Source organism: Cryomorphaceae bacterium 1068, from assembly GCA_027214385.1.
Lineage (GTDB): Bacteria > Bacteroidota > Bacteroidia > Flavobacteriales_D > Cryomorphaceae > JAKVAV01.
In genome coordinates this window covers 1-17436 of the sequence record JAPVXR010000006.1, presented here as the reverse complement: position 1 = coordinate 17436, position 17436 = coordinate 1, and the positions used below count along the sequence as shown (strand labels likewise).

General features: G+C 44.0%; 15 protein-coding genes. 8 read left to right on the top strand and 7 right to left on the bottom strand.

The genetic code is table 11. From position 1 onward, the window contains the following. Window positions 1-72: 72 nt before the first annotated feature. Entirely contained in the window at window positions 73-1152 is a 1080-nt protein-coding gene (locus O3Q51_09360; protein MCZ4409015.1) for an NADH:flavin oxidoreductase, read from the bottom strand. A gap of 155 nt (window positions 1153-1307) precedes the next feature. Here O3Q51_09360 and O3Q51_09355 point away from each other — a divergent pair, with 155 nt between their 5' ends. Continuing rightward, a complete protein-coding gene (locus O3Q51_09355; protein MCZ4409014.1) occupies window positions 1308-2213 on the top strand; it encodes a Brp/Blh family beta-carotene 15,15'-dioxygenase in 906 nt (301 codons plus the stop codon). 133 nt (window positions 2214-2346) lie between these two features. Here O3Q51_09355 and O3Q51_09350 read toward each other — a convergent pair whose 3' ends face one another. Then, window positions 2347-4584 (bottom strand): putative Ig domain-containing protein, encoded by a 2238-nt coding sequence (locus O3Q51_09350; GenBank protein ID MCZ4409013.1) that lies wholly within the window; start codon window positions 4582-4584, stop codon window positions 2347-2349. Window positions 4585-4931: 347 nt separating this feature from the next. Here O3Q51_09350 and O3Q51_09345 point away from each other — a divergent pair, with 347 nt between their 5' ends. Then, window positions 4932-6770 carry a hypothetical protein gene (locus tag O3Q51_09345; protein MCZ4409012.1) on the top strand — a complete coding sequence of 613 codons (1839 nt, stop codon included), beginning with the start codon at window positions 4932-4934 and terminating at the stop codon, window positions 6768-6770. Window positions 6771-6882: 112 nt separating this feature from the next. After that, window positions 6883-7569 (top strand): DUF4240 domain-containing protein, encoded by a 687-nt coding sequence (locus O3Q51_09340; GenBank protein ID MCZ4409011.1) that lies wholly within the window; start codon window positions 6883-6885, stop codon window positions 7567-7569. Between the two features lie 39 nt (window positions 7570-7608). Here the strand turns inward: O3Q51_09340 and O3Q51_09335 are convergent, their stop codons facing one another. Beyond that, window positions 7609-8961, bottom strand: coding sequence for a DEAD/DEAH box helicase (locus O3Q51_09335; protein MCZ4409010.1), 1353 nt, complete (start codon window positions 8959-8961; stop codon window positions 7609-7611). Window positions 8962-9065: 104 nt separating this feature from the next. Here O3Q51_09335 and O3Q51_09330 point away from each other — a divergent pair, with 104 nt between their 5' ends. Beyond that, the gene (locus tag O3Q51_09330; GenBank protein MCZ4409009.1) at window positions 9066-9491 is read left to right on the top strand and encodes a CBS domain-containing protein; all 426 of its coding nucleotides are present in this window, start codon (window positions 9066-9068) and stop codon (window positions 9489-9491) included. A 130-nt stretch (window positions 9492-9621) separates the two neighbouring features. On the opposite strand, the gene O3Q51_09325 is transcribed toward O3Q51_09330, so the two are convergent. After that, window positions 9622-10368, bottom strand: a complete 747-nt coding sequence (locus tag O3Q51_09325) for a hypothetical protein (GenBank protein MCZ4409008.1) — start codon at window positions 10366-10368, stop codon at window positions 9622-9624. Window positions 10369-10674: 306 nt separating this feature from the next. Between O3Q51_09325 and O3Q51_09320 the strand changes: the two genes are divergently transcribed. From O3Q51_09320 to O3Q51_09305, 4 genes are all read left to right on the top strand, one after another. Beyond that, on the top strand, window positions 10675-11418 hold the full coding sequence (locus tag O3Q51_09320; protein MCZ4409007.1) for a lipocalin family protein: 744 nt from the start codon (window positions 10675-10677) through the stop codon (window positions 11416-11418). A gap of 52 nt (window positions 11419-11470) precedes the next feature. Continuing rightward, window positions 11471-12592: a hypothetical protein gene (locus tag O3Q51_09315; protein ID MCZ4409006.1), complete on the top strand. Its 1122-nt coding sequence runs from the start codon at window positions 11471-11473 to the stop codon at window positions 12590-12592. Window positions 12593-12741: 149 nt separating this feature from the next. Further along, window positions 12742-12960 (top strand): hypothetical protein, encoded by a 219-nt coding sequence (locus tag O3Q51_09310; protein MCZ4409005.1) that lies wholly within the window; start codon window positions 12742-12744, stop codon window positions 12958-12960. 5 nt (window positions 12961-12965) lie between these two features. Further along, on the top strand, window positions 12966-14906 hold the full coding sequence (locus O3Q51_09305; protein MCZ4409004.1) for a hypothetical protein: 1941 nt from the start codon (window positions 12966-12968) through the stop codon (window positions 14904-14906). 47 nt (window positions 14907-14953) lie between these two features. On the opposite strand, the gene O3Q51_09300 is transcribed toward O3Q51_09305, so the two are convergent. From O3Q51_09300 to O3Q51_09290, 3 genes are all read right to left on the bottom strand, one after another. Beyond that, complete coding sequence (locus O3Q51_09300; GenBank protein MCZ4409003.1) at window positions 14954-15946, bottom strand: hypothetical protein; 993 nt, start codon at window positions 15944-15946, stop codon at window positions 14954-14956. Window positions 15947-16157: 211 nt separating this feature from the next. Continuing rightward, window positions 16158-16529 carry a hypothetical protein gene (locus tag O3Q51_09295; GenBank protein MCZ4409002.1) on the bottom strand — a complete coding sequence of 124 codons (372 nt, stop codon included), beginning with the start codon at window positions 16527-16529 and terminating at the stop codon, window positions 16158-16160. Between the two features lie 73 nt (window positions 16530-16602). Continuing rightward, window positions 16603-17022 carry a VOC family protein gene (locus O3Q51_09290; protein MCZ4409001.1) on the bottom strand — a complete coding sequence of 140 codons (420 nt, stop codon included), beginning with the start codon at window positions 17020-17022 and terminating at the stop codon, window positions 16603-16605. Window positions 17023-17436 lie beyond the last annotated feature (414 nt).

Here is a 17436-nt window from a genome sequence, read left to right as displayed (position 1 = left end):
TGCGACCATCCATAAGATCAAGAATGCGAAAGATAGCGGTCTTCGTTTAAATTGACTCTTTCGTTTTTGAGGTTACTCAGCTACGAAATCGGGCCAACGCTTCATATACGTCACCATCTTTTCACCTAAGCCTTCTTTGCGAAGATAATCTTCGGATACGGGCGTATCGATGGGAGTGAAGGAAGGATCTTTCATTACCAATTCCGGGAAGTCGTGGTGAAGCACGGCTGCGCGACCGACGGTAACAAAGTCAATTCCCGAATCTAAAACTTTTCGAACATCTTCTCCTGTTCTTATTTGTCCTGCTACCGTCAGCTTGATATCTCCTCGATTCAGTTCGGCAAAATGCTCCAACAAGGACTTGCCCTGGTGTTCTTCCTCCTCGGGTTCTTTGAAGGAATCCCAAAGGGAAATGTCCAAGAAGTCAATCTTTCCTTCGTCGATAAACCGTTGAGCCACTTCTTTCACTTCACTGAGCTTCATGCCAAACCGCTCGGGTGAAAGCCTTATTCCCAAAAGGAAATCTTGGCCGCATTTTTCGCGGATGGCGTTCACAATCTCAAACATCAGACGAGATCGGTTTTCCAGGCTACCGCCGTAACGGTCGGTGCGGTGATTGATCTCGCTACTGAGAAACTGAGTGAGGGTATACCCATGCGCTCCGTGCACCTCTACACCATCGTAGCCACATTTTTTGGCTCTCAAAGCAGCGGTGATAAAATCGTCGCGCAGTTGCTCCACTTCGGCTAAAGTCATAGCACGAGCGCCGGTCTTCTCATTGTCAGATGGACAGACTGGCTTTTCTCCAATCAGCTCTTCAGGAGAACGCATTCCCGCGTGGTGTAGTTGAATCACCGCCAGACTGTCGTAGGATTTGATTCCTGCGACCAGTCTTTGGTGACCCTCAATGTGCACATCGGAGAAGATTCCCAACTGACCCGGAAACCCCTTGCCGATAGCCTGTACATGGCTTGCGCAAGTCATAGTCAAGCCAAATCCACCTTCTGCTCGCATGGTCAGCCAACGGTATTCATCGTCAGAGAGCGTGCCGTCTTCGTGGCTTTGGGTATTGGTCATCGGGGCCAGCATAAAGCGGTTCTTCATGGTGTGGCCCGAGGTGAATAAGATAGAGGATTGGGGTTGGTATTTCATCTATTGCAATTGAATTTCTTTAAATAAAGCCAGCAATTGTGCGAAGGTAAAAAGTTGTTTTGGTTTCCGGTTATCACCAAAATGCGAATCGATAGGAAAGTCAAATCCAACAATACGGCACCGAACTCGGTTATACTGATACCTATCCATCATCCATGAACAAGATTACCTTCGTTTTCATTTCTTGTTTCTTCATCTTGTTAGCGCTCTATTCGGGCGTCAGCGAGTTTAATACAACCGTACAAGTTGTGCCCGCCATCGCCTTTATAGCCCTTTTGGGAATTCCTCATGGTGCTATAGATCATATTCTCTTCTTGGAAAAATCATCTTGGTCACCTTTGGTCTTCTACCTTTTTTATCTTGGTCTGATAGGGCTTTACGTAGCATTGTGGCTGGTGGCACCAGCGTTGAGTATGGCTTTGTTTTTGGCGCTGTCAGCTTATCATTTTGGTCAATCCCAGTTTGCCGATCTTTCCTTTTCCCGAATGCTCAAACCTCTCTTATATTTCGCTTGGGGAAGTACCGTATTGTCAGGGCTGATTTATTTCAATCGATCAGAGATAGCCGAAATCGCCCGTTCGAATGAAGAAATGGCCAACCTTTCTGCAGTCATGGATCCACAATTTTACTTGATTCTACTCGCCGTATCAGGAGCTATAGTAGCGGGCATATTGATATTTGGCCTTAGCCGAAGAATGATCACATTCGAGCGCTTAGCAATTGAGGTCTTTGTAATGGGATTGATTCAATTCAGCTTTATGGTATTCCCGATTTTGACCTCGTTCACGCTTTTCTTTGTGGTAATTCATTCTCTGAAGGTCCTTTCGGATGAATACGATTTCATGTTGAATCTTCGCACTAAATTCTCCATTGGCCTTTTTCTCAAAATGCTTTGGCCGTATACACTTTTGAGCCTTTTTGGATCAGGGCTATTGCTTTTTATTTCTTACATGGATTGGCTCCCGATATCCAATTTACTCTTGGTTTTCATCCTCATTTCCGTACTTACGCTTCCACACTCCATTGTGATGGAGAGGTTTTACAAGAAGAGAGGTGCCTAAGAGGTAGCCAAATCCATTCTGTCTCTTTACTGACTCGTTATTCGTCAAACCCAAAATTGAGGAAGGGCGAAATCCTGAGATTTCGCCCTTCTTTTGGTCGGCCATTCTATCTTTTGATAAAGTGATTCCTAAATTACTCAAATATGAAGCGGTAGGAGCTATACCAGTCCTCGCCTGAAAGAACAAGGATGTATATTCCCGACTTGAGCGCTCTGACATCGATTCTCGTGGAATTTACCGTCAGAACTCCTGATTCCATGGCCTTTCCTTCCAAGTTGTAAATCGTGTATCGACCTTGACCGATTTCTCCATCGAAGTAAACATAATCTCGGGTAGGATTTGGATAGATATTTAAGTCTAAGTAGTCCCGATCATAAAGTCCAAGTGGCATGACGTTCAAAATAAAGGTGTCTTCGGCCTGAAGCCCCATCATATCCGTAGCGATGATTTTGATTTCCAATAATTCCGTTTGTATTGGTGTTCCTTCAAAACTTCCCGTTTCGGGGTCGAAGCTTAGCCATGCAGGAAGATCATCGCTATTGGCGAGGGTAGAAGAGAAGGTCAACGCATCTCCTTCATCTTCGTCGTTAAAAATACCGAGGTCAACAGTGAAGGAAGAGAATTCCCCTACCAAGCCGTCTTGGTCCATCAAGTTGCCCACGATGAATGGCGCTTCATTCACATCCAATACCAAAATCTGTACAGGCACTTCTACTTCCTGTTCGTCGGTATCAGTGGCTTTGAGGTAAATGAAGTAAGTGTTCTGCTCTTCAAAGTTGGCAGATTCATCCAAGGCTAATAGGTCGTCTACAATTGAAAATTTATCATTGTCTGCATCATTTGAACCATCTCCCGTTGCGAGGGTAAAGACATGCTCATCTCCCGTTTGCCCTTCAGCTTCGAGGGTGGTGAAGCTCATTCCCGCAATGTTGTTTTCTTCGATTTGGGTAATACCTACCCATATGTCTGACGGAGGTTCATTGAATTCGAAAGCTCCAAAGTCAGCCGCCATACCCAACAGGCGAATGCCCCCATCCAGATCAGTCCATTCGGGGTCTAGGTAGCTGTTGTTTCCTGCATCGATGGCAGGTGAGTTAGTGGCCAATCTATGACCATCTTCAAACAGTGGATCATCGTTAATAACAGAACCTTCATTGGTAAACCCAAGCGCGTCGTTCTCGCTGATGCACCATCCGATGTTGGCAATACCCGACTCCCGGTATACGGCGGTTGCTCCATTGTCCCAAAAGATGGAATTGTGAATATCTATTTGGTCGTTACCGTTTCCACGGAAGTGAACGGCGCTGGCAAAATTACCCGCTCCTTGGGCTTCATTTCCCGCAAAGGTTGAATTGACAATCCGCATCAATTGATCGTCTACGCCGTTGGCATGGTAGTACGCTACAGTACCGTAGCCGTTCATAATTCCTGCTTTGTTGTCCAGAAAAAGTGAGTTGTAGATATCTACATTTGAGTTCCATCCCTGAATGGCACTGGCCCAATAATTAATACGGATGCCTTCGAACTTACATCGGTCTACGATCAAGTGACCATGGGCAGAGTAGATTCCTGAGCCATTCCCTGAATCGGTACCGTCTGTCATTCCATAAAACTCGCAGTCTTCGATCGTCAAAGTAGAACTACTCGTGTAGATCGACGAACCTTGGTTTCCGTAATTGGAGTTGTTCTCAAAGGTGGTATTTGTAATCAGCCTATCCATGGCGAGCGTGTTTTCTGACGAATATGAATGAATGGCTCCACCGCTGCTACCTGAATTCCCATCGAAGAGACAATCATTGATGCGGAACCCTAAACCAGTAGATATTGCGCCTCCTGAATAGATGTCGTCGGCGACATTGTTCAAGAAATGGACTCGATCAAAAACCAAAGTGATAAGCGCACTAACTTCTCCCTCGCCTGATTCTACCAATATACCTCCTCCACTTTTATCGTTTGAGTACCCATTGGCGATTGTAAGGTTTGAGAACTCCAAATCGCCACTTAAAGTTTGCGAGCCTGGTGTAATGTCAATTACTTGCCGAACTTCCTCACCATCGAGAATGGTAAGGCTTGGATCGGCCTCTTGGGTTACATAACCTGCCAACCAGCCTCCGGAAACGGTGATGTTTTCAAAACCGGAATTATCATCGAAATCGATGTAGAGAGTAAAGCCTGAATAGTTTCCTTGTAAAACGCGCAATTCATAGTCGCCGCCGCTGTTATAAGCAGTGCTGAGACCAAATTGTAATTCAATTGGATCGTCGGGCGACAATCCATCACCCGTTCCCGTAGGTGAAACGTAAAGGGTAGTTTGAGAAAATAGAGAAAACGACAGTAGGAACAGCACTGCCGTAAAGAGTGTATTTTTCATGGTGTGTGGTATTATGGTTTGCACCGCAAAATTAACTCTGGATACTTTGAATTATAGTGACTTAGGTTATATGTCAAAAGCAGAAAAATTCGTAACTTAAAGCCTCTTTATGCGTGTCTTTTTAAAAGCAATAACCGCGGTCAGAAAAGGGCGCACAGCTTGTCTTTTTTCCTTTTTTAAGTAAGCATCTCCATCCGTGAAAAGCTGTGAATAATGAATCTTTAATCAGGTGAAAACCAAAATTCGATTAAATTGCACGCTAGCTACTAAACCTCTTGAACTCTGCCATCCATAGAGCTATTCTGATCTTTGCAAAAAATGCAAGGACGAAGTCTGCATTTCTCTTCATGCTGATACTCTTTTCGACTTGTATGGTATCTGCTCAAAATGCTTCTCAAGCCGTTCGAGATTCACTGATCAGCCTCCTGGATGAGAAGTCGGAAACTACCGAACAAGTCGATCTCCTCTGTGAGTTGTCGGATGCTTTTTATCGGAGCAACACGTCGATTCAAAAAGATTCATCACTCTTGTTTTCCACCAAAGCCAATGCGCTGGCCGAGAAGCTAAATTACGATCACGGTAGGGCAGAAGCACTTTACGATTTGGGGAAGTACCATTTGGCCATAAAGAATAATCCTGCTGATGCGACGGGTTTTTTGCTCCGATCTATGGAGTTGTTTTCCTCATTTAAAGATGATGCAGGCGTTTCTAAGTGTTATATGCAGCTTGGGCTCATCAGTTATATGTTGGAGTATTATGAAGATGCTATTGCAAACTTTCGCAATTCATTGAATGCCTCTAACAATGATTTTTCCACTTATCTGATGGCTCTTTCTTACACCGAGCTTGATAGTATTGATCTGGCTAAAATGTATTTCTCTAAAGCCATTACGTCTTATGCCGATCAAAGGAATACCTACAGACTTAGCGAGTGCTACCTCTATCTGGGCAAGCTATATTTAAAAACGGCTTCTCTCGATTCGGCTTTTCACTATATCAATAAAGCCATAGATGTTAGAAGTGAGGATGACGATCCCTATTCCTTTTCGCGGCCATACTCATTTCTTGCAGAGGTGTATTTGGAATCAGGAGATCCTGATAAAGCCATTTACTACGGTCAGTTATGCTTTGCAATCGAAGACAGCAAAAAGAACCCGAGAGATGAAATAAATATCACTCAAGCGGCTAAGGTATTGGCTGCAGCCTATGAGCAAAAAGGCAGCTACGAGGAGGCACATCGGTACCTCAAAATATTCAATAGGGCCAATGATAACGTAACTGCAGGTAGCCTGAAGCAAAAGGTGGCTGATATGAAGAGTATGTTCGCCTTTGAGCAGGAAATGAATCTTCAAAAATTAAGTCAACAGAAGGACAGGGAACTTGCTGAAGCAGAAATATTAAAGGAAAAGATTATTCGCAATTCTACTATACTGGGATCCGTACTATTGCTGGTTCTACTTGTCTTGGTTTTCAACCGATACAAGATTAAGAGGGATTCAGAAAAGTCCTTACTTGAGTTGAATGAAGCGATCACTTTTGAAAAGAAGCGTTCGGATGATCTTCTACTGAATATTTTGCCCGAAGATGTGGCGGAAGAACTCAAGGCAAAGGGAGAAGCAGATGCCCGCGAGTACGACACAGTCTCCATCCTCTTTTCTGATTTTAAAGAGTTCACGCGAAAGTCGGAGCTATTTAGCCCAAAGGAATTAGTAGCAGAAATCGGTGCTTGCTTTCAAGCCTTTGACGGCATCATGGAAAGGTACGAAGTCGAAAAAATCAAAACCATAGGCGATGCTTATATGGCAGCCGGCGGACTCTCGCATCAAAAGGGAAACACTGTAAAAGATACAGTAGATGCGGCATTGGAAATGCAGGAGTTCATTCGTGAGCGCAAATCTTCAATGGACAAAAAGGGGATACCTGCTTTTGAAATGCGGATCGGAATCCATGCAGGTCCGGTTGTAGCAGGTATCGTAGGTGTCAAGAAGTTTCAGTACGATTTATGGGGAGATACGGTAAATACGGCCAGTCGCATTGAGTCGAATGGAGAAGTGGGGAAAGTAAATATCAGCAAAGCCGTTTATGATGTCATCAAGGACGAAGCAAAATACACTTTTGAAAGCCGTGGAAGAATCAAAGCCAAAGGGAAAGGAGATATTGAGATGTGGTTTGTTTCTCGGGTTTAGTCAAACTACGAATCTGAGTGGGAGGTACTCGACCTCCTCACTCCGTTTAAAATTTCAATGTTTGATATTTACGGCAATTGTGACTTGAAATAAGTTTTAAGATTTTTGCGACATGTTTCTTTCAATATCTGACTTTTACTTTCCCGGCTCATTCGCACTATTGGTTTTATTAGTGTTGACCGTTTTTCGCCATATTCAGGCAAAAAAGCAGCAATCTGAGGAAGCTAGCTACCAAGAAGAGGTTCGCAAAAAAGAGTTGACCCGCATCATCGAAACCAGAGAAGAACGCACTAACGATCAGAAGTTTTCAGAAGAGCGATTTTGGAAAATGATTGATGACACCACTTCAAGAGCTAAAGACGGCTACACCTTTCAGCTAGGGGTCTTGAGGGATAAGTTGTCCAATCTTGAGAAAGATGAATTGATTGAACTCGATAATTTGTACTCTTTTTTAATAGAAGAAAATATCAACCAGGATCTTACTGCTACCACTGCCATTATTTTTGGCGATGGATCACCAAGTGCGGCCATTCTCCTGATGAATTTATTCATCATGCAAGGAGAAGTATTTTTCAAAAATGCATGTCATAACCCTAACCTGATTATTGGCAAGTCTTTTAATGCATTGGAAGGACGAACCATCCAAGATTTGATTGCGGATCTCTACTTTAAAAAAACGAGCACTCTAATTCCACTTCGCCCGGATAATGATGAAGAGGGATTTAAAATACCGGGAAAACCTTGGAAGCAAAAGGAATTACCATCCAGGTATCCTGAGTTGTGGGAGGCTTTTGCTTAACCCGTTCTGCTTCCTTTTAAGCAACTGAATCACTCGATTTCAAATCAGGCTAATCCGTACCTTTTTCTTCTTTAGCTTGGTGTTATTGGTCTTTTCAATCAACTGCTCTGCTACCTCTGCTCGTACTCCGACGTAGGAACTGTTTTGTTGGAGTTCAATAACCCCAAGTTGATCTTTCTGAATTTGACCTTGCTTCAAGAATAATCCTGCCAGATCGCCTTTGGAAATTTTATCTCTTCGGCCGCCCGTTACATACATGGTAACCCATTGAGTAGACTTGGAGATCGGCGGCACAGCTTGTTCTTCGAGAATCAAGCTCTCGGGCTCCATCTCACGAATGAACTCAGGAAGCTCCTCGCCATCCCATTGAAGGATATAAGCGCTACCATCGCGGTTCATACGCGCGGTGCGTCCGTTTCTATGGGTAAATTCCTTGAGGCGAGGTGGAAGATGATAGTGCAGGATGAACTTTATCTCGGGAATATCCAGACCGCGAGCGGCCAAATCTGTAGCTAACAAGAGCCGTGTGGTACCATTTCGAAACTTGATAAGAGATCGCTCTCGATCCATTTGCTCCATGTCACCGTGGAAGCACTGGTGATGGATTTCGTGCTCTGCTAAGAAATCGCTTACCCTTTCAAGTGATTCTTTAAAATTGACGAAGATGATTCCGGGTTCATTGCCAATGATCCCAAGAGCTTGCACCAATGCGGTCAGCTTGTCCTTTTTAGAAGTAAGCAGGGTCTTGATTTTCAATTGTGATTTCTCTTCAGGAACATGATTGATCACAATTGGTTTGTGCAATTCCACGAAGCTTGGTATTTCCACATCGCTCGTAGCCGACGTGAGCACTCTTTGCTTGACATTCGGAAGAGCTTCGATGATCTCCGACATCTCATTTTCAAAGCCGACTTCCAATGATTTGTCGTACTCATCGAGAACGAGGGTTTGAATGGATTCCAAAGAAAAGCGATCCCTGCGAAATCGATCAGCTATGCGACCCGGTGTGCCAATGAGAATGGCAGGACGGTGTTTTAAATCAATCTTGTCGAGGGCGCCTGCTCTGCCACCGTAAACGGCATTAACTTTAAAACCGGAACCCATTTCCCGAGTTACCTGCTCTATTTGTTGCGCCAACTCCCTCGAGGGAACGAGTATCAGTAATTGGATTTCTTCACAGCTCTCATCCAGCGATTCGATCAACGGCAAGAGAAAAGCCAACGTCTTTCCCGTACCGGTAGGGGAGAGGAGTACCACATCCGACTTTGTCAGGATCGCATGCCGCGCCTCTTCTTGCATTGCATTGAGCGCGACGATATCAAATTTCTTGAGAATTGATTCGGTGAGATTATCACGCTTGTCTTCAGGCTGATCTTTGATGTTTGTTGACATTTTTCGGTTATTCAATTACCTCCGCCGGGCTCCTGTTGGCTCAAGCAGCGAATGTACTGTTTCTGTAAATCAAGGACTATTTTAAATATCGTACAAAATTTAAAATGACGATATTGAAAGAAAAAAGGTCTATGCGCATTCAAGTAAAGGATTTCATGTCTGCACCGGTAATTACTGCAATCGGAGAAAACAGCGTGGAAGATATCAGAGAGCTAATGAAGGATAAGGGCATCCATGCCATTCCGATTGTATTCCACACTACGGATACCGTAGATCGCAAAATGATAATCAAAGGCATTGTGACTTCCAGCGATATCAACAAGGAACTGCACAATGATGCTGTCATGAATGATGTGATGACTTCATCAACTGTCCACGTTGTTCACACCACTTCCAGTGCCAAGGCTGCTGCCAAGATGATGATTAAGCATCAGGTGCATCACCTTGTCGTAATGGACGATGGAGAAATTCGCGGAATGATCAGCGCCATGGATTTTGTGAAATTGGTAGCCGAGAATTCTAAAGAATAGACAGGGAGAGAACCTTGGTTCTTCGGTTGGCTCATCTTCTTAGGACTGACCGTATCGGTAATAGAGAATTCATTGAACAAAAAAGGGGAGCCTCTAGCTCCCCTTTACTATATTGACTCTGCTGAGTTCATTACTCACTTAGAAATGTCACTTCAGCCATATCGGTGTGGTGCTTTTTATCCTTCCAAACGATGGCTTGAACTACATATTCGTCCATTTCCATTTCGGTAATCTCATTACCCATATTGTCTTTGGCATCGAGCACATACATTACATTCGATACATCTGAGTAGAGATAGTACTTCCCTCGGTGCATCATGTGCTTCATGTCTTTACGCAACTTTTTCACCTCCTTTGCACTCATGCCAGGCTGTGCGCCATATTCGTCTTTGTGGCCTTTGTGAGTGTACGAAACCGAAACGATTTCTCCGGATTGAGAGTTGTGAACCACTTCGATTCTTCCCTTTTCCTTTCCTTTGCTATTGTATGCTGTAACTGTTTCAGTTTCTAAAACGGGAATAATCGTTTCCGTAATCTCAACTTCTATAGGTGCAGGCTCAATGTATACCACAGGTGAGATTCTCTCAGCAAATTCATCGTGAGAAATTGGTTCCATAACCGTTGCAGCAGCTTCTCCTTCTTCAGCAGGTTTCGTTTCAGTGAGTGATACTTTGTCCTCTCCGTCTGAGCCAAAGCCATCTTCCAATATAATCCAGTCGTACTCTTCAATGATTACCTCGGTCGTTTCCTCACTTGGCTCCATTGTTGAATCTTCCGCGTCTGCAGCTTTTGGTTCTTCATTAGAACAAGCAGTCATCATACCTATAGCTAAAAAAGCAAATAGGATTTTTTTAAGGGTTGTTTTACTCTCAGTCATTTCTTTTTATTTACAAAACGTTCGTTCCAAATGCCGAAAGTAAATATTTTCTCAATGTGTGATGCATCGGGATTTGAAGTTTGATAATTATCTTTTGTACTCTATTTTCGACGCTATCACTTACCATGATAAGCGGAGGATTAATCGGGATGCTCAAGAAGTGGGTAGGCACACCTGCTGCATTCGGCTCTCCGATCATTTTTAGCTTGTCGTCTTTACTCTAAAAACAAAGCCGGAAATCATAAAATCATTAATACTTTGGGCCGACAATCGAATAGTGCACATTACATTATTAAACTTACTACTATGAAAACAGCATTAACCGCAGTCACATTTTGCTTGACTTTGATCGCATTTGGTCAGAGCAATTCGGATAAACTCATTGGAAAATGGAAATTTGAAAGTGCCTACGAAAGTGAAAAACTCGATTCGACGGGAGTCGCGATGATGGAGAAACTTTTTGGAGAAATGACCTTCCAGTTCAACGATGATGGATTGTACAAAGCCTTTATTATGGGAACGGAAGAGCAGGGTAAATGGGAGATGCAAGATGATACAAGCGTTCTCTTAGCTTCAGATAAGGGAGCGGTAAACCCAATGAATATAATGGAACTGACGGATGAAAACCTGACCATGTCTATACAGCGAAGTTCTTTTGTGATGGTCAAAATGCCCGTAGAAGAGATGGAGGTGCTCACTGAAGTCAATCCAAAATACGAGTTGGTTAGTGCCACTACTGATCAAGTAGCCAAAAAGTGGTTTTTGAAGAGCAAGGAAAGTACCAACGAGACCTCAGCATTTGTAGAAGAAGCCAAGGCTGAATTATTCAAAGGCAGTTACCTTAAACTTTCTGCAAAAGGAAAGTCAGAAGCTCATATCATGGGTATTACTGAAAAGGCAAACTGGCAATTAGGAGAGGACAATTCTTCCATCATTATAACCGGTGATGAGGGTAAAAAAGTATGGAACATCATTGGAATCTCTGATAGTGAATTGATATTGGTTCTTGGATCTAACAGTGAAAGGTGGGTATTCGAAATAGAGGATTAACACACTCCTTGAGTTTCTGTTAAGGTCATTTCCAATTTTAATCCTTTGCGCGATGAAATTTTCAGATGATGTCAGGCATTTCTCAAAAATCGCGGCACGCAGCGCTTTGTTATTACTGGTCACTGCGGCGTGCGCCCCTGCGTACACTACCGTCACTTTAAAAGGTGATACAGCTGATGTGAATAAAGTCGTTTTTTATGAGAAAGGAGAAGTGCATCAGTATGTCGATACCACCTTCTACAATGTACCGGTTGATAGCATTTCTGAAGTTTTTCCTCACTGCGGCAACCAAACCTTTTCACTGAGTGACAGTGCGAAATACATTCAAATAGACTATCCATCAATCGAATCTAAAAAATCGGAGAGTTGTTTATATGAAGAGTTATACACGCTACTTATCCTGAATTTCGAGGAGCCCATCACCACCATAGTTGGTCGATTCAAGAGGGTACAGGTTTCAAAAGATCGAAAATCCATAACCTTACCTTACTTAAAGGATCGGGATCTATCGCCGACTGTAGAGTACTCCATCTCTACCCAACCACAAGAATCAAATTACAGACTCGCCTCAGGCCTCGACTATTTCGGATTATACGCAGATATTCCTGCGGCAGTGGGGCCTGCTTGGTTCAATGGCGAATCAGGGCTGAAAGAAAATAGAGGCTATATCATCAATGCGGTAAGTTTGGGCTTCATATTTAATCGGGTTCGGGTGGCATCGAGGATATCTATTCTAGACTTTGAGCCCGCCGCAGAGGTAGCTCCGGACACATCTTATACCAGTCTTTCCTCAGTAAGTGGCGAGTTGGGATTGGGTTATCAGGTATTGAACTCCGACTTTTTTACCATCACTCCGTCGGTTATGGGTTCAAGGCGGAAATTTGAATTTAGTGATGGTGATGATGTTTTGGACGATGTCGAAACGGATTCCTTCATTGCTTATGGATTTAACCTCTGCGTGGATATTAAATTGCAGCAATTGTTCAGAAGTACCGAGAAAAGAGAAGAAAAGAAAAATGAATACCTCTTTTTAAAAGTAGAAGGAGGATGGTACCCCGACCTTTTGGAAAATGCGATAGCACAGCCCGGAGCGGTTACTTACGTGAGTTTTGCCATTTCCGGCTATATCGGCGTGCCGTTCAATACAAGAAGAATCAAACCGATAAAGCGCTAGAATCTTGGCGAACTAAATTTTGCTAGCGAGGATAAGCCAAACGCACCTCCTATTTCTGATTATCACCCATAAGGGTGAAGCGCCAATCAATTAAACTTCCTTAATTCGTAGCTTCGAGATACCGAATTCAATCTCGGGTAGTTGCATCTATGGCTTCATTTAAGGCAAATAGTTTTATTGACTCTTTGAGCGATCCAAAAACAGGAGAGACAGAGAAAGAGTTGAGCCTCTTGTATTTGGGGATAGATTTGCTGGATTTAAGTAAAAAACTGGAAGAAGCCCGCGTGAGTGGAGACACCGAAAGCGAGAGTTTAACATCTTCAAAAGTGGTTGAGAAACAATCTTATCCTTGGTGGAAGTTATGGTGATTAGAATGCTGAAATTCTCCGTGATCGGATGGTTTTTCGTGGGATCGATTTGTGTCAACTCCGTCTATGGACAGACCGTTGACTCGCGGCTCGACAGTATCGACGAGGTTTTGAAACAAACCGATGCTGAAGAGAAAAAAGTAGCCTTGATGATGGAGGCCGCTGAAATGGCTGAATCGGAAGATCGGCCGCGCTGTGTTGAATATACCTCAGTTCTTTTAGAGCACCCCATCGTAAAAGCCGATAGCAGCTTATACATGGAAGCTCTGCGCATACAGGGTGGTGCAAACAGGTGGATAGGAAACTACGTGCGCAGCATCGAAGAATTAAAGCTCTGCTATGCCTACTACCGTCATCATCAAGATACGTCCAGTTGGGTTTTTTCGGCCGATCATCTCGGATCCATGCATGTATTTATGGGCTACAATGAAGCTGCACAGAAATACATGAACGAGGTGTACGAATTGGAAAAAGCACGAGGAGATACTGCTGCAATTGCAGGAGCTACTAATGGTCTGGCCATTTTTTACAGCAATATCAATCAAAACGAAAAGGCCCGCGACCGATACGAAGAAGCACTGGTGCTTTATGAAGCAGTGGATGATACTTTGGGTCGTGGGAATGTTCACGCCAATTTGGGACTCCTCCTTATCGATATGAAAGAGTACGACCTCGCCGAGTACCACCTGAATCAGCAAGGACATCTCGATAGCCTCTTAAATACGCAATGGGGTCTTGGGTTTTACTTCGACTTTATGGGTTACCTGCGGCGTATGCAGGGCCGATTAGACGAAGCCTATCAAAGTCACCTCACTGCCTTGAGCATTAGGGAAGGACTTGAGAGCCATTACAATGTGAGCGAAACACGTTCTAGCCTTTGTGATATTCTACTCGAAATGGAGCGCTATCCCGAGGCCATCGAGCAGGCCAATTTGATTTTGGCTGATAAAGACCTTCACAACTCACTGAGTCATCAACAAAATGCGCATGAAACGCTGGCTCGAGCTTATGAGGCTATGGGCAACTACCGCCTCGGATTGGAGCAGCAAAAGGCTTATAAACTCATTTCAGATTCTATTCTAAACGAAGACATTCTGGAGACGGTGGCCGAGAAGGATGCCAAGTTTGATTTGGCCGAACAGCGGAATAAAGTCGCTCTGCTTGATACCCAAAATTCTGCTGCTGCTGAAGTCATCGCCCAAAAGAATAAGACCATCTGGATTGGGGCGGCGGCCCTGATCATTTTTGGCTTGTTGATCTTGGGCCTCTACATATTGGTGCGGAAATACCTTCGTCAAAAAATGGCCCTTTCTTCGGCATTAAGTGCCAAAGAACTACTGCTAAAAGAAATTCACCACCGGGTTAAGAACAACTTGCAGATCGTATCGAGCTTGCTCTCCTTACAAAGCAGAAGTGTGAGTGATGCGGGCGTGCTACAGGCCATCAACGAAGGAAAGAGCCGTGTGCGTTCGATGGCGCTTATTCACCAAAACTTGTATAAGGGCGAGAACCTGACAGGGGTGGCCGTAAAACCGTACCTCGAAAAACTAAGTGCAGAGCTACTTTCTACCTACAAGATCGAATCTGATGAAATCGAACTCAAGCTCGATATAGATCCCTTCAGTTTGGATGTTGATACACTTGTTCCATTGGGTTTGATCATCAATGAATTGATCACAAACAGCCTCAAGTACGCGTTTTCCCAAAGCGAAACCGCAGAAGGAACCATTGCCATTGCTCTTCGAGAAGAAGGAAATACCTTGCTTCTTGAGGTAAGTGATACAGGGAAGGGGTACGATACCAAAGTCAATTCAGAAAGCGAAGGGTTTGGTCAAAAGCTGATCACTAGCCTTAGCAGGCAACTGGAGGCCAACCTCGAAATAGAGTCAGATTCTTCGGGTACCCTCAACCGACTCACTATTTCCAAGTACAAAAGGACGGATTGATACTGAATTCGGTACAATATTTTGTCCTCCCCATTTTAATCCTTTTTTCAGGGCACTACCAAACTAAAGAAGATACCGAAACTGGGGTCTTGAGCCGTAACTTTAGCGTTATTGTCAATTCGAGATATGTCTGAAGCGACACCGGGCGAATCATGCATCCGGAAGAGATAACCAAGGGAAAAGCCTGCTTGAATTGCTAAGTCTGAGTCCTTGAATCGAAGGATGAGCCCCGATCGAATACCCGTTTCCCAGAAAAACTGATTGATGCGAATATCTGTATCTCTTCGTTCGTTGAAGGTTTCGTCATCGACTTTATTGTCATATCCACTTAGAATGCGCCATCTCGCCCAACGAATGGATCCGTATCCGGTAAAGAAAAAGTAGTCTTTGTCGATTAAGCGGTATCCCAAACGGAGATCGTACCGTCTTCTTCTTGCGTCGTAACGAATGGATTCCTTATCCTCGAACCGATCTGCAAATCCCCAGCCAATGGCCATTTCCAGTCTCTTGTAGCGGATGTTTATATCGAAAAGAAATAAGGATGTGACAGAATCCGTCATCATCCCGAACTCATCCGGAGTGAGAAGGTTTTCAAATCCCGTTAGGGAATAGTTTGACAAATCCACCCCGATACTGCCGTCAACTCCCCAGTCGAATGATGATTGAACAGTAGGCGAGTTGGGGTAGCTGTATGGATAAATCCAGTTACGGATGGAATACCTGTCGTTTCGTACAAATTGGATTGAATCGGTATGAGTGGACACCTCTATGGGAACCACACCACGGTAAATGCTCGAAACATAGAGGGTCACCGTATCCCGGTGCGTAGGTAATTTTATTCTGAAAAAGCCTTCTTTCGAAACGGGAACACACTCTGCCGTGCGCAGAAAGCAAACTTGCAAAGATGAGGGGTCGTCAGGGAAACCTCCGCGAACATAACTCGGGTACAAGAGCACGCTGATCTCTCGCTCCTGAGCAGTTCCATTCAAGCATGTCGACAAGGAGATCAGAAAAAGAAAAAATTTAAGAGCCTGTTTCATACTGACGAATATAATGCGAAAGTCAAGGTTCTAAAAGTGGTGAAGTTTGGATAGTTCTCATCCGCCTGAAGCGGAGGATGTGCGCAGATGTCCACTTTTGGGTATGATTGAGAATCGGAGTTTAACTTCATTAATAAAACAGGAATAGTAGCCCACAAAAAAAGAGCAACCTCCATAGAGATTGCTCTTTTCAATTCAATAGGTATTCGAATTACATTCCGATTAAGCTCATTGCTTTTTCCAGCAATTCAGGATTGCTCTTCACATAATCAATCGCTGCAGTCGTCAATGCTTCGTTCTTTAGGATTGCGTCCATGATTCCTGTTTTAGAACCTTCGGCTTCCTTGGCAATCTTTGCCACCTGTTTTTGTGTTTCTTCATTTTCTGTCAAGTAGTCAAGAGTCGCTTTCTGAATCTCCTCATCTTTCATCAAAGCATCCTTGATCTGCTCGTCTTGCTTATCGGCAGTAGCATTCACTTCCGTTTTCGCGTCTTTCTTCATTTTTTTCATGCTCTTAGTTGTCTGCGCTGAAACAGTTGTCCCGAGAGCAATCACGAACAATCCCAATAGTAAGCCTTTCATAATGGTTATGTGTTTTAAATTTCCGCGAAGATACATATTTTCAGTCTTCGTAAATACTTGAGGCTTTTCAGGATCAATCCTTTGCAAAGAGTCCGCTTATGTCGGCAAATGCTTTAAATTCCAAAGCATTTCCCTCAGGGTCTTGAAAAAACATGGTCCGTTGTTCGCCCACCTCACCCTCGAAACGGATATAAGGTTCGATAATGAATTTGATATGTTGACTTTTCAAACGCTCGGCGAGCGCATTCCAATCGTCGATGGAAAGGACCACACCGAAATGGGGGACGGGCACCTCTTTTCCGTCCACGGGATTGGAAACGGACTCCTTCTTCAATCCTTCTTTTTGGTGTAAAACCAGTTGGTGACCGAAGAAGTTGAAGTCCACCCAATGGGTATCCGTTCTTCCTTCTTCACAACCCAATACCTTGTGGTAGAAGTTGCGGGTTAATGCTAAATCGCTAACGGGTATGGCCAGGTGAAAGGGTGGGAGCATGGTTTTTGAATTTGGGGTGAAATTAGCACTCTTCCGGTTGCTGACAATATGGGATTAAAGAGAAGAGGTTGGGCTTCCTGATGCTAGGTTTTGGCTGCAAGCCAAAATAGTCCCACCCCGCCTCCTTCGTCGGCACCCACTCCTCCGAGGGGGACACGTGTTCGACTCTATTTTGGTATAACTCTCATATGTGCTCATTTATATCCATTCGAATCCATTCGTGCCCATTGGTGCACATCCGTGGACAAAAAGTGAGCGGTAGACGAAGTTCCCGCGATAGGCGGGACGAACTTCCCACCCCCGTCTTCTCCTTCCTCCTGTCGTCGAATCCACCCCCGCCAGCGGGGGACACGTATTCGAGTCAGTTTTGGATTTGATTTAGAATTGGGTTTGTGACTTTATTTACAGATGTTA